We start from the raw sequence: 23,899 nt of genomic DNA, 5'->3' as shown, positions 1-23,899 counted from the left end.
CGGATTGCCCCCGATTTTTATTTCTTCTTCCCTTTTCCCAGGTCCCTCTCCACGTGTATCACTCCCCTGACCCGTTCCAATTTAGCGAACACGCGGTACATCTGATCCAAACCGTCCACTTCGAGCGTGGCGTTGATAAGAGCGGTCTCTTTGCCTGCGCTCACGTTTGAACTGACCGAGGTTATATTCACGCCGATCTCGGTTACCACTGTAGCGATGTCGCGTATCAGTCCCGCACGGTCGCGGGCCGTAATCAGTATTGGGGCCAGATAGCGCTGGTAGCCCATATTGGTCCAGTTCACGTTCACCAGGCGCTCGCGGTCGCGTTCGCGATAGCGCTCGATATTCTTGCAGTCGGCGCGGTGAATAATTGCCCCCTTGCCCCGGCTGATGAAGCCAACGATTTCATCCCCAGGCAGCGGGCAGCAGCAGTTCGCCAGGCTGGTCAGCAATCCACTGACGCCCGCGACCTGCAAGCGTGCGGTGGGAGCCGCTTTAGATGCGGCAGGCAGCGCGACCGGCTCCACCTCTTCTTTCTGCTCTTTGCTTTCGCGTGGTTCGCGCTGTTGCCAGAACTCCTGCAGTTTCACGACGATGCCATGTGGCCGCATCTCGTCGCTACCCAGCGCCGCCAGCACATCCTCGAGCGTTTCCTTGCCGTACTCTTTGGCCAGCCAGAGTTGCGCATCTTCGGTGATCGCGTCGATACCGCGTGGGATACCGCGCGATTTCAATTCACGGTCCAGGCGCTCGCGTCCGATCTGGATATTGATGTCCCGCTCGTGAATTTTCAGGTAGCGCCGTATCTTGCTGCGCGCTGCCGCGGTGCGGGCGAAATTCAGCCAGTCACGCGTGGGGTGTGCGGTGCGGCTCGTCACGATGTCCACAATCTCGCCGCTGCGCAGCTCGTAGTCCAGCGGCACCATGCGCGTGACGAGGCGTTCGCCGTCGCCGCTGCCGCTCTCCGTGATAATGCGCGCCCCGGAACAGTGGTCGCCAATCTCGGAGTGAACGCGATAGGCGAAATCGACCGGCGTCGAGCCAACCGGCAGGTCCTTGACCTCGCCGCGCGGTGTGAACACAAAGATCTGCTCCTGGAAAATCTCTTCCTTGACGGCCTCGACGAATTCAGCATCGGTCGCCGTTGACGAGTGCAGTTCGCGCTGCCATTCGGCCAATTGCCGCAACCAGGCCAGCAGTTCTTTCGCCGAACTGGATGCTCTATCGCCCACGTCCTTGTAATGCCAGTGCATCGCCACGCCGTATTCGGCCATTTCATGCATGGCAAAAGTGCGAATCTGAATCTCTACCAGGTGGTCGTCCAGGCAGAAGACCGTCGTATGCAGCGCCTGGTAGCCGTTTGGCTTGGGGTTGGCGATGAAATCTTTGATGCGCCCCTCTTTGGGCCGCCATAGACTATGCACGTGACCCAGCGCGATGTAGCAATCGGGCGTCGTCTCCACCAGAATACGAAATGCAATCAGGTCATGAATCTGGCTGAAATCGGCGGATGCTTTCAAGACCTCGAAGTGTTCGACGTTGCCCGCGTTACGTTGCAGCTTCTTATAGAAACTATACAGGTGCTTCACGCGCCCCGATACTTCCGCTCTCAAACCCAGCTTCTGCATTTCATCACGCAGGATTGTGCAGACGCGGTCTACATAGGAGCGCCACTGCTTGCTTTCGGCCTCTACCTGGTCACGCACCCAGACGTATTGCTCAGGCTCCAGAATCTGAAATGCCAGGTCATCCAGTTCGCTTTCCACGCGCGACATGCCTAAACGACCGGCCAGGGGAGCATAGATCTCACGCGATTCTCGCGCCGTGGAGATGATCTCCTGGTGATCCGCGGGATATTGATGGGCGCAGATCAGGCGCATCACATGCAGGCGGTAGGCCAGTTTGAGCAGAACAACGCGCGGGTCTTCCGACATGGCGAAGAACATTTTGCGCACCGTTTCGGCTTGCTGGCGGCGCAGCGCCTCACGGATGCGCTGCTTCTTTTGCTCGCGGGTATTCTCGCTTTCCGCCTGTGCTGGTGACTGGGCTACCTGCGCCACCGTTTGCTTGGTGCGCTCCAGGATATTCATACGCAGCATGCTTCCTACCACGCGCGCTACAGGGACGCCGAGTTCCACTTCTACACGCTCGAGGGGAAGAAGATCGGCGTCGACGGCCTCAAATACCAGGCCGGAAGCGACACCCACGGCATCGATATGTATCTCGGCGAGAATCGTCGCCACTGCCAGCGCGTATTCGAACGGCGGGAGCGTGCGTTCGCCGCGCGCATCGCCACAGGTCTCCCGCGCGAGTTGAAGCGCGTGGCGCACCAGTTCCACTTCGGAAGCCGGCATATATTCCTGTACGGTATTCAGTAATTGAGCCGCTGGCTCGCTAGAGACCTTTTTTGGCCTCGCCTGGTTCTTTATAGACATATCTATCATAAGCATTTCCAGTAAATGCGTGTTGCTGACTTTACTAAGCAGCGCGGCGGGCAAAATTCCGCGCCACACTCACCACATTTTTAATCTGCTGCAATCGTTCAAAGATCGGCTCGATCTGATCGACGCTCTCTATCTCCAGTGTCGCCGTGATGACGGCCTTTTGCAGCGAGGCATTGGTCGTCGATGAAACGGCGGTCATGTTGATACCTGCGTCAGAGACAACTGCCGCGACATCGCGTAAAAGGCCGGGGCGATCATGCGCGATAATGATGATCGGCGCCAGGTAATGCCCGGCTTCGATCTGCAGCCAGTTGATCTCAACAAATCGCTCGCTCTCCTGCACTCGCAGGCGGCGCAGCGTCCGGCAGTCGCTGCGATGGACGATGATTCCTTTATTGGGATTGAGGAATCCGATAATCGCGTCGCCGGGCAGCGGGCAGCAGCAGTTGGCGAGCCTGACAACAGCCTGCGGTACTTCACCGTTCCCATTGTTGCCGTTGGTATGGTGCCCATTTTTAACCGGCTCCGTCTCCTGCTTCATCTCGCCCCGGTCCTGTAAGAGCGGTGTCAAATGCTCAAGCACCGCCCCTACTGGCAGGTCCTCTCGCCCAAGTGCCACATACAGGTCATCGGCTGTCGTGTACTTCTTATTCGTATTGAAGCGAGACAGGTCTTCGTCGCGCACGACCCGCAGCCCGGATACGCCAGCGGCCTTGAGTGCCAGGTCAAGACGCTCGCGGCCCAGTTGCAGGTTAACTTCTCGCTCGTATGTATTCAAGTACCGGCGAATTTTCGTGCGCGCGCTGGCCGTCCGCGCGAAGTTGAGCCATTCGCGCGTCGGATGCACCGCCTCGTCTGTAATAATATCGACGATCTCCCCGCCCTTGAGTTCATAATCCAGCGGCACGATGCGTGTCACCAGGCGCCCGCCATCATCTTGAGTGGTAATGATGCGCGCGCCCGCGCAGTGGTCGCCAATATCAGTGTGAATGCGATACGCCATGTCGAGCGGAGTCGAGCCGCGCGGCAGGTCTTTGATCTCGCCCTTGGGGGTAAAGACGAAAATCTGCTCCTGGAAGATATCTCCCTTGACTGCTTCCACAAACTCGTCCGCGTTCTGCGGCAGGCCACGCTGCCACTCGCGCAGTTGCTCAATCCAGGCGATCATTTCATGGGTTGAGAGCCTTGATCCACCGCGGTCCTTGAGATACCAGTAACTCGCGATGCCATAGTCCGCGATACGCTGCATTTCATGCGTGCGAATCTGGATCTCTGCCAGCTGGTTGTCCAGGCAGAAGACCGTCGTGTGCAGCGATTGGTAGCCATTCAGCTTGGGAGTGGCGATGAAATCTTTGATGCGCCCATCCTTTGGCCGCCACAGGGCGTGAATGAGTCCCAGCGCAAGATAGCAATCCTGGACGGAGTCAACAAGGATGCGGAAAGAGACGAGGTCATGAATCTGGCTCAATTCATCCCCACTCTGTTGCAGTTTGCGCTCGATACTGGACAGGTGTTTTTGCCAGGCATGCACCTCGGCGTGAATGTCGGCCTTCTCCATCTCCTCTCGCAATACCTGGCAAATCTGATCGATTGAGGGTTGGCGCTTGCGCCTCTCCGCTTCCACGGCACGCGCCAGTTGCGCGTAGCGCTCAGGCTCCAGGTAGCTGAAAGCCAGGTCTTCGAGTTCTGCCTGTACTAAGGCCATCCCCAGCCGCCTCGCCAGGGGCGCGTAGATTTCTCGCGTCTCGCGGGCCTTATTCTGTTGCTGGGCAGGGTTCATGACGCTCAATGTGCGCATGTTGTGCAGGCGGTCGGCCAGCTTCAGCACCACCACGCGGGGATCCTCGGCCATTGCCAGCAGCATTTTGCGTACCGTCTCAGAACGCTGGCGCCGTTTCAACTCACGCGCCTGCTTTTGTCTTTGCTCCACCTGCTCGGGCGTCTCCGGCAGAGGGCCGCTGATGGTCTTCCTGCCCGTTCCCTCCTGGTTATCAGGAGCCACGAACTTTGTGCTGGGCGCGGGTTTGCTTGCCAGCGCATCAAATTTTGTGACGCCGTCCACGATGTTGGCAACGGACTCCCCAAATTGCTGGCGCAGTTCCTCCAGTGTGAAATCTGTATCCTCGACGACATCGTGCAGCAGCGCGGCCACGATGCCATCGGCATCGATGCGCATATCGGCCAGCAGGAGCGCAACCTCGAGTGGATGTTGAATGTAAGGATCGCCAGAACGACGCACGACACCCCTATGTGCCAGGTTCGCGACCTCGTAGGCACGCTGAATTCTCTCCATTTCTTCTGGAGAGAGGTATTGGCGCGTTTCCTCCAGCAGATGCTCAAGCGTCATCTGCGGAAGCGCCAGGAATTCATCAGGGTTCGTGGTCATCATATACATCCCTCTGAGGGTCTCCCACAAGCTCCTCGTACATAGTTTAGAACAATGCTATGTTCATTGCAATAAACATGTAAAGTATTTGCTATTGTAGTATTTTACGTTCAGCTAGCAGATAATGTAACAGGCCGCCGGTAATGTGAGGAATTTGTAATGCAATGCAAGTGGGAAGCAGCAGCATTACGAACACCTGGAGGCCGGTACTTACCAATATAGGGCGCTACTAATGATAATACAAATGAATAGATATAATAGCGTAAATGTATCTGATAATTACAACAAATCCCTGGCCGGCTTTATTCTACATGAATAGACGTATGAGCCGCGCCAAAAATAAAAAAGGGACGAGGCCACGAAGCTGCCCTGGCCTTGTCTCTTGCTTTACTTCCAGGCAAGCCTGGAACAACCCTCATCCGGTCAAAACGTCGAATGCGGGCCGGCCCAACAAATATTGGCCGCACAAGCTCGATGAATTCGCAGGCTACTAATTGCGTGCGACGCGAATTTTATCGTAGCAGGTGCTGCAATACACGGGTCGATCATTCTTGGGCAAGAATGGAACCTGCGTCTCAACGCCGCACTCGGCGCAAATCACCGTGTGCATTTCGCGTGGGCCGCGCTCGGAGCGACCGCCTCCCATGCTGCCAGACGAGCTGCGGCGCGCCGCGCGGCATGAGGGACAACGACCGGGTTGGTTCATCAACCCTTTTTGTGAGTAAAACTCTTGTTCGCCCGCTGTGAAAACGAAATCATTTCCGCATTCACGGCACTTCAGGGTTTTGTCAACGAAATTCAACTAGGGACCTCCTTAGTGATATGTTGGTATTCCTCCGGGTCGTCCATATCCTGGCGGATGTCACCAGTTTGTCTGTCACCCCAAGCAGCGCGGGACCGGATGTGCTGGAAGATCACTATATGCCAGACCGAGATCGGATAGATACCGCAAAAGAGCATACACGATTCATTGCCAGTTTGCAAGAGATTTCTCGTTAAATTCTGAATTTTTATGGAATTTTTATGTGTATTCTTTACATGCAAGCCTGCATTCGTATGGTTATTTCGCTCCCTGGCCCTCTAGAGAAGCGCTCTTGAAGGCTCTACCAGGGTGAATGCAAGGATACGCTCTGGAGCTACTATGGGTCACCCCAGGCGGCTTGACGCATATGAGACAATTGTACTATATACCTGTTTTCTAATTGTTGAGGAATGCATGCCAACGTTTTCATTCACCATTGACGCCGAATGTCCTGCAAGCTGGGCGCGCGCGGGAACCATCCAGACGCCCCACGGCACGATTTCGACGCCTATCTTTATGCCCGTCGGGACGCAGGCCAGTGTGAAGAGCGTCTCACCCGAGGAGTTGCGCGAGGCGGGCGCGCAGATTATTCTCGCCAATACCTATCACCTGATGCTGCGCCCCGGCTCGCGCTTGATCGCCGAATTTGGTGGCCTGCACACTTTTATGCATTGGGATGGGCCTATTCTGACCGATAGCGGCGGCTTCCAGGTATTCAGCCTGGGGCACCTGCGCAAATTGAGCGAGGAAGGGGCCGCTTTCAAATCACACCTGGATGGCTCCGCCCATATGCTGACGCCGGAGAGCGTGATGCAGATCGAGTCCGAGCTTGGCGCGGACATCATCCTGCCGCTGGATATCTGCGCGCCCTATCCTTGTTCTCGCGAAGCGGCGCGAGATGCGATGGAGATGACGCATCGCTGGGCCGAGCGCGCGCTGGTTGCTAAGGAACAGTATCGACCGGAGCAAACGCTGTTCGGCATTGTGCAGGGCGCCTTCGATCCAGAACTGCGGCGGCAAAGCGCCCACTACATCGGCAATCTGCCGTTTCGTGGCCTCTCCATTGGCGGGCTATCGGTCGGCGAACCCAAGGCCGAAATGTGGGAATTATTGGGCTGCGTGACTCCCGAATTGCCACGGGACAAGCCACGCCATTTGTTAGGCGTGGGTTCTCCTGAAGACCTGGTGATGGGGGTCAGCCTCGGTATGGATATGTTCGATTGCGTCCTGCCCACGCGGGTTGCCCGTCACGGCGGCCTCTTCACGCGCCAGGGACGTGTCAATATCAAGGCGTCGCGCTTCTCGGCCCAGCATGGCCCGGTCGAAGAGGGCTGCGATTGCTACACCTGTCGCAATTACAGCGCGGCATACGTGCATCACCTTGCCAGGGCTGAGGAGCAATTGTATTATCGATTGGGGAGCATCCATAATATCCGCTTCATGTTGCGCCTGGCGGGTGAGATTCGCGCCAGCATCCTGGCCGGAACGTTCCCCGAATTTCGCGACACCTTTTTAGCGCAGTATGTCCCCACCTCAGAGAAGGTGCGTGAAGACCAGCGCGAAAAATGGAAGGCTGCGCGCTCTCGCTTATCCTGAAGGAACCATCAATGTCCGAACCCTATCGCTTCTTAAACACCGGCATCCAGCATGCCGCTATGAATATGGCTATCGACGAGGCGGTGCTGACCCATCACCTGCGGGGCGAGGCGCCTCCAACTCTGCGCGTCTTTCGCTGGTCGCAGCCGTCCATCTCGCTGGGACGCTTCCAGAGTATCGAACGCGAAATCCTGCGCGATGTGTGCGAACAACAGGGAGTCGCGCTGGTACGCCGGCCAACGGGTGGGCGTGCCGTCTATCACTGCGATGAATTTACCTACAGCATCGTTATCGGTAAGCGCTTCGGCGTTCCGGCGGGCGTAGTGGCCGCCTATGCCTATCTCGCCCAGGGTTTGCTCGCCGCTCTCAACCTTTTGGGTGTGCGGGCCGAACTCAGCGATGAGCGCGTGAGCAAACATCCTTCGGCTGCCTGTTTTGCCTCCTCTACGCAGGCCGATCTCACCAGCGGGGGCTTCAAACTGGTCGGTAGCGCCCAGGTCTGGAAGGATGATGCCCTGCTGCAACAGGGTTCGCTCCCGCTCGATGATCGTTCCGCCGAGTTTTTCGCCATGTTGCGCTTCCCGAATGAAGATTCGCGCCAGGAGGCCCTGGCCCAATATCGCGAAAAGACGACGCCCCTGCACACCTTCGTGCCCGGTGCATCCTGGGATGATGTCGCTCATACCTTCCGTAGCGGTTTTGGTGAGGCTTTGCGGGCAGAGTTTGTGCCTGGCGAGTTGAGCGCGTCGGAATGGGAGATGGCTCAGCAGTTGGTCGAGGAGAAGTATAGCAAGTTGGAGTGGCGGAGGGAGAGAATCAGTTTGACAGGGAGTGTATAATAACCCTCTTGTGACTCCCCGCTCAATACGTTATACTAACAGCATCAGAAGGCCGCGTGGTCAATCTTGTATTGAGCGGCACATCATCCGTTGGGCGCGCATACTGCGCCCGAGAAGGAGTGACAGACGTATGAACTTAACCATAGATATTGCGCGACGCATTCTCGAAGCCAGCAAGCAGCGCGCTATAGAATTGCGCAGCCCTGTGAGCATCGCCATCGTCGATGCCGGCGGTCATCTGGTGCTTTTTGAGCGGATGATGTCCCCCTATGGGTGGGCCACCGGCAATATCAGCGTTGCCAAGGCCAGTACAGCAGTGATGTTCAATCAATCGACCGACGCTGTGGCCCAGTGGGGTTCCGGTATCCCCGGCTTCGCCTCGAGCATGGCCGCCATGTCGCAAGGAAAGTTCATCATGGCGGCAGGAGGGTGGCCTATTCGACTCGGCGGTGCGACTGTTGGCGGCATCGGTGTAAGCGGAGGCAACGCGCCTGGCCGTGATGACGATATCGCGCGTGCTGGCCTGGCAGCGTTGGAGGCTATGGCCCCGGCTGCTCCCGCCATGCAACCTGTGCAGCATCCACAGCCGGTAGGACAGGCACAACCAAGGCCGGCTCTACAGCCAACGCCATCATATCCTCCCATGCCGTCTCCTGCCAGCTCGCTCTACAACGCGCCTGCCAATCCGGCGCCGGCACCACAAAATGTTCCAAATAGCACTCATCATCTCGATCCTGATCAGGATGGCTCTTACAGCTCTGAAGATGAGCAGTTGCCACTCGATCAGTATAATGAATCTCGTGGAGGCCAATCATGACACAAGCACCAGGTTCGGGGCCAGGAGGGAATGCAGCCGGAAAATCCAGTTCGGCCAGGCGCAGCCGCGCGAACCGCAATCGCCCGGTTCTCGTCACTGCAACGCCCGATTCGCTCGCCGAACCGGAAGATGATAAAAAAGCGCAGGAAGAGCTGATCTCGTCCGGTGGCGATAGCGACACCGGGACTACGAACCAGGCAGTCGAGGAAACAAAGACTGTCACTGCACCCTCTCGTCGCCTGCCGAAATTCTTTTCCACGGTCGGCAAGACTACGGAGAAACCGGAAGTGAACCCTGCTCAGGCTCGTCTCGCGCGCGCCACAGCCGGGAAAACAGCGGTACAAGCAAAAGAGAGCAAGCAGCCGGCTGCCAGTGCGCCTGTTAAAAGCGCGCCGGCCAGAAGCGCCGCGGTTCGCAGCGCGCCCACTCGTCCGGCAGGGGCATTCAAGATGAAATACCTCTTCGGCATGCTCCTGTACCTGATTATTGCCGATTTCATCGGCACATTTGAGACGAATTACCTGACCGTGAATAAAATGAATTATACGCTTTTCTCGATCGGGTCATTTCCCGTTAACCTGTCAACAGTCCTTTTCCTGTTGACGTTGATCGTCGTCTTAATCGTTCTGGCGCGCTTCGACCTCATCCCCCGCAACCTGGCGGGGTTGAGTGGTCAGCAGTCAGCACAGCGCAAAACAGTTCAGACAAAGAGTACTTCTGAACCTGGAAGTATCAGGAATCAGCCACCAGCAATGAAGCAGGGAGTGAAAGGCGTCGATGATGACCTCTACCAGGAGTATCGCCAGCAGCAGCGCTACAACCAGCGCCGCGAACGGAAAAGGTAAAGGAGAACCACTATGCCTACACGTGTAATAATTGCTGATGACGAAACGATTCAGCGCATGGATTTGAAAGATGTTCTGACCAAGCAGGGTTATCTGGTAGTCGGTGAGGCAGGCGACGGCATAAGCGCCGTCAACCTCGCCCGCGAGTTGCGTCCCGACCTGGTCATTATGGATATTCGTATGCCTGATATGGATGGCATCACGGCGGCAGAAACGCTCACGCAGGAAAAAATAGCCCCCGTCCTGTTGCTCACCGCTTTTGGCGACCAGCCACTGGTCGAGCGAGCCAAAGAAGCAGGAGTGGTCAACTATATCGTCAAGCCCCTGCGCGAAAGCGAGGTGACCCCGGCCATAGAAGTTGCCCTGGCGCGCTATGGTGAGTTTCGCGCCCTCGAAGAAAAGACGCGCACGCTTAGCGAGCAACTGGAGACGCGCAAGGTCGTCGAACGCGCCAAGGGGTTGTTGATGGAAAAGCAGGGTCTCAGCGAGCAAGAGGCATTTCGCAAGATACAGAAGGCCAGCATGAACAATCGCAAGTCCATGCGCGAAGTTGCCGAGGCCATCCTGCTCACTAACGAAATGTAACGCCCTCTAAGGATAGAGAGCCAACGTAAGGATTGACAACAATGTCTTCTGCGACAACCGTAGAGAACATGGTTACCATCGTCGGCATTCGTTTTCGTCCCGCCGGGCGTATTTACAACTTCGACCCACAGGGGGCAACTTATACGACAGGTCAATATGTCATTGTCGAAACGGTACGCGGTGTAGAAGCTGGTAGGGTCGTTATCGCCTCCAAGAAGATCGCCGCAAGCGAACTAAGCGACCCCTTAAAGCCTGTTCTGCGCCTGGCTACCGAAGACGAACTGCGCATGATGCTCTCTTTCAAAGGAAAAGAGAAAGACGCGCTGGTGCAATGTGCCAGGCATGTCGCGCAGCACCAGTTGCCTATGAAATTAGTCGAGGCCGAATATACGTTTGATGGCAGCCGCCTGACATTCTACTTTACCGCCGATGAGCGGGTCGATTTCCGCGCCCTCGTGCGAGACCTGGCAGCCACATTCCGCACGCGCATTGAACTGCGTCAAATCGGAGCGCGCGACCAGGCCAAGCTGCAAGGCGGGGTAGGCCCATGCGGCAAAACCTTGTGTTGTAGTTCGTGGATCAGCGATTTTGGCGTCGTGTCGATCAAGATGGCTAAAGAGCAGGATTTGCCGCTCAACCCCGCCAAAATCTCCGGCGTCTGTGGCCGCCTGCTATGTTGTCTCTCATACGAAAACGAGAACTACATCCAGGCCAAACAGACCATGCCGCAGGTCGGCACCTTTCTGGATACCCCCAGCGGCACGGGCAGGGTAGTTTCCATCAATGTGCCGAAATCTTCCGTTGAGGTGATGCTGGAAAGTGGCGTCATTATACAGGTTCCGGTACAACCTCAACAGGATACAAACGATAAGGCTGGTGGCTGTGCCTCCTGTGGCATCAAAGCTGGTGGCGGCTGTGGCTCCTGTGGAGTGAGCAATGCGACGGCGAAAGCTTCTGCCGGCTCATCCGCTTGTGGCTGTGGCAAGACCGGTGGCTGCACCTGTGGCTCGAATTCTGGCGGGGGTGGTGGATGCAGGGTGGGACAAACGCGCCCCCAAACCTACGACGCGCGAACCATCATTGGTCACTAATAAGAAAAGAGAGGTGCAAATATTTATGACAACGGATCAGGATGATTCTAGTTCTACCTGGCAAAACCCGGGTGACGGCGACGATGATGAAAATGACCGGAATGGCATAACTGGCTATGGCTCAGCTCCACCTGCTCAGAATATGCAGGCGCAGTTCGTAAATACCAGGGCCAATCAGGTCGATTCTGCCGATTCAGATGATGCCGTTGACGAGGACGAAGATCAGGATGATGGCAATGCTTCTTTCTTTACCCTGGAATCGTTGCGCAATTTCGGGCGCCTCTTCTCGCCCATTCTTGTCCCTCTGCCTTTTGCCCTTTTCGTCTTCATCATCACCTATGTCGTCATCTACAAGTCGCCACATCCTAATCTGCAACCCCTGCCACTGGCAATTCTATTGCTTGCCCTTGCTATCCTGCAAGGCACTATGCTTTACTACGTCGGCTCCAATGACGACCTCTGGTTGCTCTGCCTCGCCCTGGGCTACACGCTCTTCCTGCTAGTCGGCACCTTTGCCATTTTTGGCCTCCGTGGCGCCATCATCCTCTTGATTATCATACTGGTCATCGTGCTGTTCTACGCGCGCCGCGGCGTTCGCATTGTAGCCGCTGGCTCTGTCGAGATCGTTCATTCCTTCGGCAAATACAGCCGCACGCTTGATTCTGGCCCTGCATTTCTCTGGCCGTGGGAAAAGGTTGTCCAGCGCGTCAGCATAAAGGAAAAGGTCTGGACAACTCCGTTGCAGGTCGTAAAAATCTCCCGCGATCAGGATGTGCGTCTCATAGCCACCATCTCTTTTCAGGTCGTGCCCGAAGACGCCTACCTCACCCTGAGCGTCGAGAATTGGGAGGAAAGCCTGCATAAGCTCTTTATCGGCACCCTTCAAGCTCTGGTCAGCCAGCTCTCCCCAGCCGATTTCACCGCCTGGCCACAGGCTCAGGGTCAGCCTCTACGCTCGTCTCACTCTCCTGCCCCCCTCGATCCAATTCAGGATACGCGCTGGGATCGTATTAATCATGCCCTTGCTTCGCGCACGCAGGACCGCGTAGCAGGCTGGGGCGTTCAGGTCAACTGGGTGCGCATCCAGGATATTACCCTTATCCCTCATTTAATGCCTGTCACAACTGCTCCTCCTGGCATGCAAGCACAAACAAAAAGGCCTGTACCTGCCGCCAGTCATGCCCCGGACCCTGCAGATCAGCCTGCGCAACAACCCACCAGGACAGGAACTCCAGTCGCACCAGGTCCCTCTGCCGGCGACGATGATGCAACAGTCGTAATGGTTAGCAATGCCGTGCAACAACGGGAGGTTCCACCCCAACCGGCATCCACTTCCGATGCTCCCACAGACTTATCCTCCCGGCCTATCAGCATGGATTCACTGAAGGAACTCTATGAGGCCGTCCGGCAGAGCCGTATTACTGACCCGAATACTATTCGCGGTATCGCTCGTCAATTCGAGGTAGTTTCTCACGACCCGCAGCTCAGCCAGAATGCCGATTTCGACGCCGCACGTGCCGCGAGAACCCTCTATCAACGCGCCAAATCCATCGAGGACAATGCCCAGGCACGCGTAGGCTCAAATACCAAACGCTAGTGGTGTCATTCTGAGCGCAGCGAAGAATCTGTACCTTGGAACGCTGAGATTCTTCGCTGCGCTCAGAATGACACCGCTAGCACCTATTTACCGCAGATTCTTCGCTCCGCTCAGAATGACATAGCTCGCTGCTGGTTGTTAAAAATTATCGGGGTTGGGAACCCTTTATGCTATTGTTTCGATGGTATTTCTTAGTGCTAGCACTGCGTTATTCAGGCGCGTGATCAATTCCTGCATCGTTGTCGTTTTTTCTTGCTCGGCACGCACAAAGCGCGTATATGGCGCAATCGCATCCTGCACGCGGCCTGTCGCGTTATTCAATTCTTTGCGGAATTGTTCCTCCATGGACTCGTGCAAACGTGTGCGCAGCTCCTCCATCTTCTCATCGAAGTCCCGCTTTGCCCGCGTGCGGCGCGCCGGTATAATGTATAAACCCAGGCTCAGCAGCACCAGACCCGCCAGTATTCCGGTCACATCTGCCGCCGCCGTCCCAACCGCCGCTACCACAATCGCTCCTAATCCAATGCCGCCCGCACCCGCGATAGCCGCCTGCGCCACCGAATTGCGCAAATTCTGCGACAGCACCAGCGCCTCCGACTGGTGATCGTAGCTATTCACAACCGTATGCGCCATTCGCGCCACAGACTGCAACAATGTACGGCGATTATAGTCGAACTGCCTGCCTATGGTCCCGACCATTTCGCTATCGCGCCGCGCGCTCACCTGCCGTCGCCGGTCCAGGTACTCCATGATATCCTGCCACAGCCGGTGTTCATGCTCTACCAGCCAGTCGATCAACTGCTGCACCGCATCGTCAATGCGCGTCGCGCTATCGCCGATTACTTCGCGTTCGAACTCATCCCGCAGCCGGTTGGCCTGGATAAGGTCGAAGATGCGCCCCAGGCGAATCGTATCATCGAAGAAACGATCACCGCGCCCGCGCATCGTCAGCACAATATTTTCAATCTCGCTCAAGCGGTGCCCGAAATTTTGCTCCATATCCTCGCGGTATAAGCGCAGTTGGTCTTCGATGGCGCTCACCGTTCGCGCATCTTCCGCCAGCAGGCTCGCCCGCTGCTCCACCACGCTCTGGGTTTCTGCCAGCAGGCGCTGCATCACGCCCAGTGGGCTGAGCAACTTCAACCGTACCCGTTCCACCTCGTCCAGCTTTTTGAAAAGGTAATGTTCCAGCGCGCTAAACCCGCTCTCTTCCCACAGGCGTATCGCCTCGTGCCCAACAGCCGTGTGCGATTGCTGCGACCGCAATGCCGAGACCGGAAATATCTCAGGCTCGAACCCCAGCAGGCTCTTACAATTCTCATGCACGAAATCGACCACTTCCGCCAATCCCTCCGGCGTGCGCAGCAGGTCGATTTTATTCAGCACAATCACGACCTTTTTGCCCCACGCGCGAATGCGCTCCATAAAAGCCCGCTCGCTCTCCGTAAAGGGCCGGTCCACCGAGGTCACGAACAGGATCAGATCGCTGCGCGGTATGAAATCCTCCGTCAATCGTTCGTGCTGTCGCAGCACCGCGTTTACCCCCGGCGTATCTACGATGGTGATATCGCGCAGAAATTCAGCCGGGTAATGCAATTCCAGGATTGCTCCGTCTCGTAATTGCCTTGTATCCTGGTCGCCGAAACGCAGCATCGTGACCTGGTTTGTCGTCGGTACCACGCCCTCCTCCAGAACATTAGCATGCAGCAGCGCATTGATACAGGCCGATTTTCCTGCGTTGAACTCGCCCACCACTACCAGCAGGAACAGTTCATCCAATGAGGTAATCACCTCGCGTAACGTCGTAGAGTATGCCTCGGCCTCCTCAAATCCAACCAGGCACGCCTGCAGCTCCTGCGCAATTCTCCGCTCATCCTGTAATATCTCACGCTGCCGTTGCTGTAAAACCGCTCCTATCATCGTGTTATGTATCACTTTCTCCGGCACCGCCCGATGCCCTGAAATTCATGTCCTTATATATATAATATATCACTTTTGGTGTGAGACGCGCCGGATACCTGAGCCGCTCTTGCTTCCTGCGCTACAAAAGTGTAGACTCATAACAAATATAAATCAGGGAGGATATGTTATGCGCGAAAAGGTCATTCATATCTTGCTGTGCGAAGACCAGACGCTGATGCGCGAGGGTTTGCATACCGTTCTCGAACTCGAGCCTGGCCTTGAGGTCGTGGCCGAAGCTGCCAATGGCGAAGAGGCTATTCAAAAGTACAACGAACTGCAAAAGCAGGGGCGCGCGCCCGACATCGTCCTCATGGATATCCAGATGCCGCGTAAAAACGGCGTCCAGGCGACGGCTGCCATCACCACCGCGCATCCAGGCGCCAGGGTCATCATTCTTACCACCTTTGACTATGAAGACTACGTCTTCGAGGCCATCAAGGCCGGAGCCATGGGCTACCTGCTCAAAGATGTGCCCGCCGGTGAACTCACCGCTACCATCCGCAAAGTCTATGCAGGCGAGCCGTTCATCCAGCCCAAGGTCGCCAGCAAATTGCTTGTGGAATATGGTCGCAGGGGAACGCGTTCCGTCTCGCCATCATCTAGCGGTGTAGCCGAAGAGGAATTGAGCGCGCGCGAAATTGAGGTTCTCAAATTGCTCGCCGCCGGAGCCAGCAATCGCGAAATAGCCGAAAGGCTTGTACTGGCTGAAGGAACCGTCAAAAACCACGTCTCCAATATATTGGGCAAACTCCATGCCGGGAATCGCACGCAGGCGGCGAATCTCGCACGAGAACGCAAGATTATATGAAATAGCTGATGAAAAGAAATACGCGCCCGCCCGGACGCGTATTTCTTTTCATCGCATTGACATTGATCAGCCCTGGCTGGCGACCGAGGCTAGAGCGTTGTAGAAATTCACCAGGTTGGGCGTGCCCAATCCTGTCGCGAAATCCCACCCTGGAGTCGCGTTGAACCCCAGATTGTTCCCCTGTGTCACGTCGTAGAAGGCCGGGTGATTGCCTGCATGATTTGCGACGTAATAGAACAGGCTGGGTCCGTAGAAAAAGACGTGATAGCGTTGTATCAATGCCTCATTGACCAGCAACATACCCGAGGCCCAGATGGGAGCTGCCGCGCTTGTGCCGCCGCCACCGCCCTCGCCATCAGGGAAGGTTACCCATTGCCCTCCGAAGTAGAAGGCCAGGTTCGCCGCTACCGCGGAGACATCAGGTATCTGGCGGAACCCGCGTGAAGCGTCGTTCTGCACGCCGGGGCCAGTTTGCCACGAAGGCTGGGGGAAGTAGTTGCTGCTGCCGCCGCCGCTGCCCCAGGAGTTCGTGCATTTGCTTAAGTCCGAGTTGTCGGACCAGACGATCTCATCTGTGCGATTGCCCTGGTTATCGATGTGTAGCACGGTACCACCAACAGAAACGACGTTTGGATCGGTCGTTGGGAATTGCACAGAAAAGCTCTGATAGATGCCATCGGCAAAAGCGCCGCAGTCTCCACTGGAGACGAAAACCGTCATATGCTCGACCTGTGTCAGCATGCTCAGGCGTTGATCGAGCGCCTTCAGATCATTCAGCGTTTCAGCGCTTTCGACTGCTCCCAGGCTGATGCTCACGACATTGCCTACGCCGGCATTATTCGTGTTGTCGTCAACGATTTGCTGCAGCTCATCTATCAGGCTGGCAGATGATGGCGTACCGGTTTCATAGTCGATGATGTTGGCATTGCGATCCAGGCCCTCGATCATTTCGATATCCAGTACCGATTCACCCTCGGCCTGGGTGGGTGTGCCATCAACATCCTTCACCGCGATATGGCCTTGAAATCCGACGCACTGCCCGTAGTTCTGAATATCGTTCGCGGTGGCCCCGTCGATCTCCACGAGGTTAATCGTCAGGTTTTCGCCATGGTAACCGTTCTGGTAGAATGGAGCATACCCATAGGCATCCGCGACATCCTTGGGGAATACCTGGTTGTTCGGCGGATTGCAATCCGCTTTTGCCTGTCCCTGAGTATGGCTGGTGAGCGGGATGACCTTGTTAAACACTGATCCTGTATGGAAGGGCATACCATAGTTATCGAGTCCGGTCACCGTGATCAGCTGGTTTACGATAAATGTGGGCAGCTTTGGCGTCGTTGTCGGCGCATAGAAGGTGCGGCCCTGGTATTTGTGGATCACGAAGTGCGTCTGGAATAGCGACGCGATGGTCTTCGCCTTCGCATCGACCTTCAGGTCGGTGTGCAGCTTGCTCAGCGTCAGCTTAGCATCCTGAATGCCAAGAAAAGCCTTGATCTGCTGGTAGGTCGCATCGCTGATGCCAATTGAATTTGCCTCTTTTTCAAGGTCCTGTCCTTTGCCCGAGCCGGTCTTATTCAACTGGCCCTGGTGGCTTATGTTCGCCTTGAATGTCAGGTCTACATGTAAAATGGTGGTATCGGGTAATGGGCCTGTCACAGGCGAATTGAGCGCGGCGGGGGGAATGTTCACCGTAACCGGGCTAAATTGGACCAGCGATGGGGGGGTTGGTGTAGGCTGCGTGCTTGAATTGGAGCCACCGCAACTCACCAGGATGAATGTGATGAGCAACAGCGCCAACGCGCCCAGGGTTGGTCGCCTATGGGAATTGTGTGGGGCTTGAATCATCTGAAAACTCTCCGTCTACTTGGCCAGATCGCACAATCCTTTTGACCTGGCTGGATAGAATAAGCTAATAAAACAAACAATACGTAGAAGGTAGAAGGATATAGAAAAAGTCTTTGGCAATGCTCCTTTCTTGATAAGCTAAATGTATAGAATTTATCATGTCAGCAATAGAATAACCGAAAAATAAACGTTTGTATAGTTCTTTTTTATCCTATGAAATGTGAATTGCTTCCCACTTTCTATCATTCTATTCATCAGACCAAAGGACGTTCTGATAATGAGTTTTACCAATCAAAGTCGGCCATGTCATTCTGAGCGCAGCGAAGAATCTCCGGGCCGATGAATGCAGGCAGATTCTTCGCTGCGCTCAGAATGACACGCCCGGGACCGCTCAGATTACTGATTTTGCGTGTCAAAATTCAGCAGGACTGTTAAATAGCCCTGCTGGACAGCCATTCGTAAAATGCGTACAATACAAACGTTGTTGAAATCTATTTTTTGAAGATGAAAAGAAGTGTTTTATGCGTGATATAGCAAACCGGGCGTTGAATATCGCCCAGCAACTTGGTGCGAGCTATGTCGATGTGCGCGTTATGGAACGCACTACCGAGGGCATCGTCGTCAAGAATGGCAATGTCGAGGGAGTCGCGAGCGGTACGAGCAGTGGCTTCAATGTGCGCGTCATTGTGGATGGCGCCTGGGGCTTCGCCAGCAGCGCTCGCATGGATGATGCGGAGGCCGAACACGTCGCGCGGCAGGCCGTGCAGATTGCCCGCGCCAGCGCTCTTGTGGCGGGCGAGCCGGTGCGCCTCTCCCCGCTTGCTCCGCAGCACGGCTTCTACCGCACGCCCATGCAAAAAGACCCTTTTGCCGTTCCCCTCAACCAGAAAGTAGAGTTGTTGCTCGCTGCCGATGCCGCTATGCGCAGCGTGCAGGGCGTGGCGTTGACCAGCGCCAACATGGAGTATGCCCGCGAGCGCAAGCTGTTCGTCAGTTCAGAGGGCAGCGAGGTCGAGCAGGAACTGTTCGACATAGGCGCGGCCATTGATGCCAGCGCCGTCGATCCCACGAGCAGCGAGATACAGACGCGCTCTTACCCTAATTCCTTCGGTCGCCAGGCGGGAACCTCTGGCTACGAATTCATTGAGGTCATGCGCCTGCCAGATCATGGCGCCAGGATCGGCGAAGAGGCCGTGAAGCTGCTCGCCGCTCCTCAATGCCCTTCCGGTATTACAACCATTATACTCGATGGGCCGCAGGTCGCGCTGCAGGTGCATGAATCCTGCGGCCATCCCATTGAACTGGATCGCGTGCTGGGATATGAAGCGGGCTTTGTCGGCAAGAGCTTTCTGACAACCGATAAATTGGGTCATTTTCGTTACGGCTCGGATGTCGTCAATATCACCGCCGACGCCACCATCCCTGGCGGGTTGGGCACCTTCGGCTGGGATGACGAGGGTGTGCCCGCCCAGCGCACGGCTATTGTCACCAACGGCAACTTTACCGGCTACTTGATGTCACGGGATACCGCGCCCTTGCTTGGTTTGACGAGCAATGGCTGCGTGCGCGCCGACAACTGGAATCGCCTGCCGATGATCCGCATGACCAACGTCAGCCTGGAACCAGGAACCTGGACGCTGGACGATCTGATTGCCGATACTGATGATGGCATCTACATGAGCATCAACAAGAGTTGGAGCATCGACGACCGCCGCTTGAACTTCCAGTTCGGCGTTGAGCTGGCCTACGAAATCAAGCACGGCAAGCTGGGCCGCATCTTGAAGAATGCCACCTATACCGGCATCACCCCCCAGTTCTGGGGTTCGTGCGATGCCATCTGCAACCGCGACCACTGGGTCGTCTGGGGCACTCCCAACTGCGGCAAAGGCGAACCGATGCAGGTCATGCGTACCGGCCATGGGGCTGCACCCGCGCGGTTCCGCAATGTCCAGGTCGGCGTCGGGCGCTGGTAGAAAAGAAAGAGTACAAAACCATGTATGCCGATGAGTCAAAAGTGCGTTCCTTGCTCAATACAATTCTCGGCTATTCAAGGGCCGAACAGACCGAAGTACTCTATTTTGGCACGGAGAGCGCCCTGACGCGCTTCGCCAACAACCATATTCATCAAAATGTGGCCGAGAGCAACCATGAACTGCATGTGCGTGCTGTCGTGGGCAAAAGAACGGGAGTCGCCACAACCAATCGCCTGGACGACGAATCGCTGCGCCGCGTTACGGAGCAGGCCCTGGGAATTGCGCGTATCTCGCCCGAAAATCCAGAATTTCGTTCGCTGCCCGGCCCGGGGCCTATCATTGCCGCGCCAGCATACAGCCAGCGCACCGCTCAATATAGTCCCGAAGAACGCGCCCGCAACGTCGGAATCATCGTGCAACTGGCGAAGGAACGCGGCCTGGAAGCCGCCGGAGCCTTTTCGACTGATACCACCGAAGTGGCGGTCGCGAACTCGCTGGGCATTTTTGCCTATGAGCCGCGTACCGAGGCCGAGTGCCACGCCGTCGTGATGGCCGACGCCCAGGGTTCGGGCTATACGCAGCGTCTCGCAACCGATGCCTCGACCATCGACTTCGAGGCCATGGCGCGTGAGGCGGTGCAAAAGGCCGAGCGCAGCCGCAATCCCATCGATTTTCCGCTGGGCGAATACCCGGTCGTGCTCGATACTTATGCCGTCGCGGATATGCTGCAAAACCTGGTCTTCATGGGCCTTTCCGCCCTGGCCGTCCAGGAGGAGCGCAGCTTTATGAACGGTCAGTTCGGCAAGCAGATTGCCAGTCCGCTGGTAACGATCTACGATGATGGGCATGATCCGGCAGGCTTGCCGCAGGCATTCGACTACGAAGGCGTACCGAAGCAGCGTGTGGATATGATCGATCATGGCATTGCCACCGCCGTCGTCTACGATTCGTTCACCGCTTTTCGCCAGGGAAAGACCGACACCGGCCATGCCATGCCCGCGCCCAATCCCTGGGGGCCAATGCCCATGCACACAATGATGGAAGCGGGCGATGCAAGCCTTGAGGAACTGATAAGGGGTATCGAACGCGGCATCTATGTCACGCGCTTCCACTACACCAACACCGTACACCCGGTCAAAACGCTCTTCACCGGCATGACGCGCGATGGCACTTTTTTGATCGAACACGGCGAACTGAGCAGCCCCTTGAAGAATTTTCGCTTCACACAAAGCATTCTCGATGCCCTGCGCGACGTGCAGGCCATAGGCCGCGAGCGCATCCAGTGCCGCGATTACATTCCGGTGCTGGCTCCCGCCCTGCGCATCGCACGCTTTAACTTTACAGGCGTTACGAGTTCATAACAGGCATTTGCCTGTTCATATAGCCATAACAAGCACCTGATTGTGGAGGCCCGATTATGGAGATGAACAAATTATACTGGGAATCCACGGAGGCCGATAAATCGGCGCTGCCCGCGATCAATCGGGGCCTACGGGCATTCCCGCGGCGAAGCCGCGTAGGGGCCGATTGATCGCGCCCACCGCCGATTCATCGGCTTTGCGGGATTGCTGAACTATGTTGTTGAACAACATAGTTGCGCCACTACATTGCCTGATTGGAGCCAGGACGCTTGGTTAAGCAGGCCCCCTGATCTTCAGGACTGCGGACGAAGCTTCAGGTTGGGATGCAACTGCGCGGGATTAGGTCGAGCCGGAGGCTGCGCGCGATGCTGGATTGGCAAGGCATAGGCATACAGGTTGTCATCCGACGAGCCAATATAGACCACCCCGTTGGCCACAGCCGGTGAGGAGTAGATGCTATTGCCGGTCGCGGCGAACCATAACTCGCTTCCCGTCTGTGCATTGAACGCATAGAGGTTGCCATCTATTGAGCCGACATAGACCACCCCGTTAGCTATGGCGGGTGAGGAGGCGATGGAAGTGCCGACCGGGGCTTTCCACAACAGGGAACCATGCACTGCATTAAAGGCGTACAGGTTGCCATCATAGGAGCCGGCATAGACCACCCCGTTGGCCACCGCCGGCGAGGAGAGGACGAGACTGCCAGTTGCGGCCTTCCATAGCTCGGCTCCCGTTTGAGCGTTAAAGGCATACAGGTTGTCATCATAGGAGCCGACATAGACCACCCCGTTGACCACAGCCGGCACGGAGGCGACGTCATCTCCGGTCGCAGCAGTCCAGTCGAGGCCCAGACCGGAGACGTTGGAGGGGTTGAGGACGTTTTCGTAGGGATTGGTGCCGCTGTGCTGGAGGTTGTAGCCGAACTCGTCCCAGTTGGTCTGCACCAGGAACGAGGCCTGGGCCGTGAGTCCCGTGTAGCGCTGCACCGCGCTCACCGTGTGCGTGCCGGGTACGGCATCAGCAGGCACGGTGATGGTGATGGAGAACGCCCCCTGGCCGTCGGTCCCTGCTAGCGCTTCGTCAGAGGTGTCGAAGTAGACATCGACCGCCTTATTCTTGCTGAAGCCACTACCGGTCACGGTGATCGAACTGGTCGGCGGGCCAACGGTCGGCGAGAGCGTGATCGAGGCCGAGGCCTTCAGCACGATGAACTTGCCAGGACTCTTGACGGTCTTCGTGGGGGTGTAAACGGCGATCACGCCGCTGGTGGCCCCAACGGGCACCGTGGCCGTGATCTGGGTGTCCGAATTGACGACGAAACTGGCCACAACGCCGTGAAAGGTAACGCTGGTCGAGCCAGTAAAGCCACAACCGGTCAGCGTGACTGGGGTTCCGGGCGCTCCACTGCTGGGTGTGAAGCTGGTAATCGAAGGACAGCCCAGCGGAAAATTACTGTGCAGGCTTCTGGCGAAAGCGCTGGGAGCACTTGCCAGCAGCAGCATGATCAAGAAAGCGCTCAGCAGGACAACAGAACGCAGGCGTGGGTAAGACATGAGATTTTCCTTTCACTGTACATCTCCCTCATTGAAAGTTCACTGATCCAGCACATCAGGAATGAGGTGATTTTTTTCTTCTGGAGAAAGCATACAGATCAGTCGTGACAGAATCGTGACGGAAACATTACAGAGCCGGGGCGAAAATCCGGGGACACGATGATGAATGGAAACAAATTGAGCCGGGGTGGAAGGCCGTTATTATCACTGGTCTCAAAATACCCTTAAAGCACTTTTCTAGAACAAGGAGTACTTCCTCTTCGCTTTGAGCGAGCGCTTCCTCACCTCCTTGAATTAATGCTTCCTCGCCACCTTCAGTCAATATCTCCGCACCTCCCACCTGCCTTTCTTCGGTTCCTGCCAACTCTGGACCACCGAACAGGATGGAGCCGGCCAGCAGGAGATTATTGGCATCGTTGAGAACTGCTCCTGCCACCGCTCCGAATTTATCCCAGAAAGTGGCATTCGGGTCAGTGAAGGTATTTTCAATGTCGGTAATACCTAAGGCATCCATGAGCTTCTGCCAGCTCGAAGGCCCTGAGGTATCCTGAGCCGGCTGTTGGAGCTGCGCATGGGTATAGAAGTAGGTGCGATAGATGTAGCCTTGTCCGCTACCATAGGAGGGATAGGGTACCCAGATGTGCAGGTTGCCCTGCGAATCGATATTACCATACTCGCCGTTTTGCCCCTCGATCATCTTGCCGGTTGGATCACTCCTGGTCTCCGGGTTCCCATCCACATAGCCATACGGATTCATCCCCTGCCAGTTCCCCTGCACCTTGTCCGCCGAGAGGAAGACTCCCGCTACCGGGTCATAATAGCGCGCGTGGAAGTAATCGAACCCGGTCAAGCCATCGTTGTACTGTCCGATAAAACCCTTGGCCGTGTTGATGCTGCCCGCAGAGTAGCGTCCGTTGCCATACGGCCCGAAGAGTTGGTTGCCTTGCACCGAGGCCCCACCTGCTGACCAGCTGATCTCCGAGAGGATGCTGCCCAGCGCGTCAGTCAGCAGGAAGTAGGTGTTGTTGGCGTCCAGATCCCCAATTAAGCGGCTGCCCAGGAAATAGTAATAGGTGTTCCACTGGTTGGTGCCACTGCCGCTATACTGGTGTTCCTCCAGGCCAAAGGGGTAGACGATGAGGGTGGTACCGGTGTTGTTGGTGGAACGGCGCAGCACGCGATTGCCGGAGGCATCGTAGAGGTACTGCTCCTGGTTGCTGCTACTGACGTACCATTGCGTCAGGTGATCCAAAATGTCATAGGTCAGCGTGCCGGTGGTGCCGCTGTAGGTGCGACCGGTGACGTTGCCCCACTGGTCGTAGCTCGTGGCGTAACCCTGCCCCGTCTGGTTCGAGCAGGTGGCACCCAGGCTGTAGAGGCCGGTCAACTGGTGCG

At 56.4% G+C, this 23,899-nt stretch carries 18 protein-coding genes; 11 read left to right on the top strand and 7 right to left on the bottom strand.

Annotation, left to right across the window (positions count from 1 at the left end):
* Window positions 1–17: 17 nt before the first annotated feature.
* From VFA09_01165 to VFA09_01155, 3 genes are all read right to left on the bottom strand, one after another.
* Window positions 18–2,444, bottom strand: coding sequence for a RelA/SpoT family protein (locus VFA09_01165; GenBank protein ID HZU65859.1), 2,427 nt, complete (start codon window positions 2,442–2,444; stop codon window positions 18–20).
* Window positions 2,445–2,478: 34 nt separating this feature from the next.
* Window positions 2,479–4,833 (bottom strand): bifunctional (p)ppGpp synthetase/guanosine-3',5'-bis(diphosphate) 3'-pyrophosphohydrolase, encoded by a 2,355-nt coding sequence (locus VFA09_01160; protein HZU65858.1) that lies wholly within the window; start codon window positions 4,831–4,833, stop codon window positions 2,479–2,481.
* A 487-nt stretch (window positions 4,834–5,320) separates the two neighbouring features.
* Window positions 5,321–5,632 carry a zinc-ribbon domain containing protein gene (locus VFA09_01155; protein HZU65857.1) on the bottom strand — a complete coding sequence of 104 codons (312 nt, stop codon included), beginning with the start codon at window positions 5,630–5,632 and terminating at the stop codon, window positions 5,321–5,323.
* 20 nt (window positions 5,633–5,652) lie between these two features.
* On the opposite strand from VFA09_01155, the gene VFA09_01150 reads away from it, so the two are divergent.
* The 8 genes from VFA09_01150 to VFA09_01115 all read left to right on the top strand — a co-directional run bounded on the left by VFA09_01150 (window position 5,653) and on the right by VFA09_01115 (window position 13,002).
* Window positions 5,653–5,829, top strand: coding sequence for a hypothetical protein (locus VFA09_01150; protein HZU65856.1), 177 nt, complete (start codon window positions 5,653–5,655; stop codon window positions 5,827–5,829).
* A 217-nt stretch (window positions 5,830–6,046) separates the two neighbouring features.
* On the top strand, window positions 6,047–7,228 hold the full coding sequence (gene tgt / locus VFA09_01145; GenBank protein HZU65855.1) for a tRNA guanosine(34) transglycosylase Tgt: 1,182 nt from the start codon (window positions 6,047–6,049) through the stop codon (window positions 7,226–7,228).
* Between the two features lie 11 nt (window positions 7,229–7,239).
* Window positions 7,240–8,067, top strand: a complete 828-nt coding sequence (locus VFA09_01140; protein HZU65854.1) for a biotin/lipoate A/B protein ligase family protein — start codon at window positions 7,240–7,242, stop codon at window positions 8,065–8,067.
* A gap of 130 nt (window positions 8,068–8,197) precedes the next feature.
* Window positions 8,198–8,884 (top strand): heme-binding protein, encoded by a 687-nt coding sequence (locus tag VFA09_01135; GenBank protein ID HZU65853.1) that lies wholly within the window; start codon window positions 8,198–8,200, stop codon window positions 8,882–8,884.
* Window positions 8,881–9,729, top strand: a complete 849-nt coding sequence (locus VFA09_01130) for a hypothetical protein (protein HZU65852.1) — start codon at window positions 8,881–8,883, stop codon at window positions 9,727–9,729. Before VFA09_01135 ends, VFA09_01130 begins: the two co-directional genes overlap by 4 nt.
* A gap of 12 nt (window positions 9,730–9,741) precedes the next feature.
* Window positions 9,742–10,314 (top strand): response regulator, encoded by a 573-nt coding sequence (locus tag VFA09_01125; protein ID HZU65851.1) that lies wholly within the window; start codon window positions 9,742–9,744, stop codon window positions 10,312–10,314.
* A gap of 41 nt (window positions 10,315–10,355) precedes the next feature.
* Complete coding sequence (locus VFA09_01120) at window positions 10,356–11,405, top strand: stage 0 sporulation family protein (protein ID HZU65850.1); 1,050 nt, start codon at window positions 10,356–10,358, stop codon at window positions 11,403–11,405.
* 25 nt (window positions 11,406–11,430) lie between these two features.
* Window positions 11,431–13,002: an SPFH domain-containing protein gene (locus tag VFA09_01115; protein HZU65849.1), complete on the top strand. Its 1,572-nt coding sequence runs from the start codon at window positions 11,431–11,433 to the stop codon at window positions 13,000–13,002.
* 165 nt (window positions 13,003–13,167) lie between these two features.
* On the opposite strand, the gene VFA09_01110 is transcribed toward VFA09_01115, so the two are convergent.
* The gene (locus tag VFA09_01110) at window positions 13,168–14,922 is read right to left on the bottom strand and encodes a dynamin family protein (protein ID HZU65848.1); all 1,755 of its coding nucleotides are present in this window, start codon (window positions 14,920–14,922) and stop codon (window positions 13,168–13,170) included.
* 169 nt (window positions 14,923–15,091) lie between these two features.
* Between VFA09_01110 and VFA09_01105 the strand changes: the two genes are divergently transcribed.
* Window positions 15,092–15,772: a response regulator transcription factor gene (locus tag VFA09_01105; GenBank protein ID HZU65847.1), complete on the top strand. Its 681-nt coding sequence runs from the start codon at window positions 15,092–15,094 to the stop codon at window positions 15,770–15,772.
* A gap of 66 nt (window positions 15,773–15,838) precedes the next feature.
* Here VFA09_01105 and VFA09_01100 read toward each other — a convergent pair whose 3' ends face one another.
* Window positions 15,839–17,617, bottom strand: a complete 1,779-nt coding sequence (locus VFA09_01100) for a S53 family peptidase (GenBank protein HZU65846.1) — start codon at window positions 17,615–17,617, stop codon at window positions 15,839–15,841.
* A gap of 521 nt (window positions 17,618–18,138) precedes the next feature.
* Between VFA09_01100 and VFA09_01095 the strand changes: the two genes are divergently transcribed.
* Together VFA09_01095 and VFA09_01090 are read left to right on the top strand one after the other, a co-directional pair.
* Window positions 18,139–19,590: a TldD/PmbA family protein gene (locus VFA09_01095; GenBank protein ID HZU65845.1), complete on the top strand. Its 1,452-nt coding sequence runs from the start codon at window positions 18,139–18,141 to the stop codon at window positions 19,588–19,590.
* Between the two features lie 20 nt (window positions 19,591–19,610).
* Window positions 19,611–20,951: a TldD/PmbA family protein gene (locus VFA09_01090; GenBank protein ID HZU65844.1), complete on the top strand. Its 1,341-nt coding sequence runs from the start codon at window positions 19,611–19,613 to the stop codon at window positions 20,949–20,951.
* 293 nt (window positions 20,952–21,244) lie between these two features.
* Here VFA09_01090 and VFA09_01085 read toward each other — a convergent pair whose 3' ends face one another.
* Both VFA09_01085 and VFA09_01080 read right to left on the bottom strand, forming a co-directional pair.
* Window positions 21,245–22,504: a PQQ-binding-like beta-propeller repeat protein gene (locus VFA09_01085; GenBank protein ID HZU65843.1), complete on the bottom strand. Its 1,260-nt coding sequence runs from the start codon at window positions 22,502–22,504 to the stop codon at window positions 21,245–21,247.
* Between the two features lie 127 nt (window positions 22,505–22,631).
* A partial coding sequence (locus tag VFA09_01080; protein HZU65842.1) for an RHS repeat-associated core domain-containing protein occupies window positions 22,632–23,899 on the bottom strand: 1,268 nt, incomplete at its 5' end.

This window comes from Ktedonobacteraceae bacterium, from assembly GCA_035653615.1.
GTDB lineage: Bacteria > Chloroflexota > Ktedonobacteria > Ktedonobacterales > Ktedonobacteraceae > DASRBN01.
This window is presented reverse-complemented; position numbering and strand designations above follow the sequence as displayed.

Bases quoted from the DNA above. Each gene is read 5' to 3' on its own strand.
- VFA09_01165 (HZU65859.1), bottom strand. From the start codon at position 2,444: ATGATAGATATGTCTATAAAGAACCAGGCGAGGCCAAAAAAGGTCTCT.
- VFA09_01160 (HZU65858.1), bottom strand. From the start codon at position 4,833: ATGATGACCACGAACCCTGATGAATTCCTGGCGCTTCCGCAGATGACG.
- VFA09_01150 (HZU65856.1), top strand. From the start codon at position 5,653: ATGTTGGTATTCCTCCGGGTCGTCCATATCCTGGCGGATGTCACCAGT.
- tgt (HZU65855.1), top strand. From the start codon at position 6,047: ATGCCAACGTTTTCATTCACCATTGACGCCGAATGTCCTGCAAGCTGG.
- VFA09_01140 (HZU65854.1), top strand. From the start codon at position 7,240: ATGTCCGAACCCTATCGCTTCTTAAACACCGGCATCCAGCATGCCGCT.
- VFA09_01135 (HZU65853.1), top strand. From the start codon at position 8,198: ATGAACTTAACCATAGATATTGCGCGACGCATTCTCGAAGCCAGCAAG.
- VFA09_01130 (HZU65852.1), top strand. From the start codon at position 8,881: ATGACACAAGCACCAGGTTCGGGGCCAGGAGGGAATGCAGCCGGAAAA.
- VFA09_01125 (HZU65851.1), top strand. From the start codon at position 9,742: ATGCCTACACGTGTAATAATTGCTGATGACGAAACGATTCAGCGCATG.
- VFA09_01120 (HZU65850.1), top strand. From the start codon at position 10,356: ATGTCTTCTGCGACAACCGTAGAGAACATGGTTACCATCGTCGGCATT.
- VFA09_01115 (HZU65849.1), top strand. From the start codon at position 11,431: ATGACAACGGATCAGGATGATTCTAGTTCTACCTGGCAAAACCCGGGT.
- VFA09_01110 (HZU65848.1), bottom strand. From the start codon at position 14,922: ATGATAGGAGCGGTTTTACAGCAACGGCAGCGTGAGATATTACAGGAT.
- VFA09_01105 (HZU65847.1), top strand. From the start codon at position 15,092: ATGCGCGAAAAGGTCATTCATATCTTGCTGTGCGAAGACCAGACGCTG.
- VFA09_01100 (HZU65846.1), bottom strand. From the start codon at position 17,617: ATGATTCAAGCCCCACACAATTCCCATAGGCGACCAACCCTGGGCGCG.
- VFA09_01095 (HZU65845.1), top strand. From the start codon at position 18,139: ATGCGTGATATAGCAAACCGGGCGTTGAATATCGCCCAGCAACTTGGT.
- VFA09_01090 (HZU65844.1), top strand. From the start codon at position 19,611: ATGTATGCCGATGAGTCAAAAGTGCGTTCCTTGCTCAATACAATTCTC.
- VFA09_01085 (HZU65843.1), bottom strand. From the start codon at position 22,504: ATGTCTTACCCACGCCTGCGTTCTGTTGTCCTGCTGAGCGCTTTCTTG.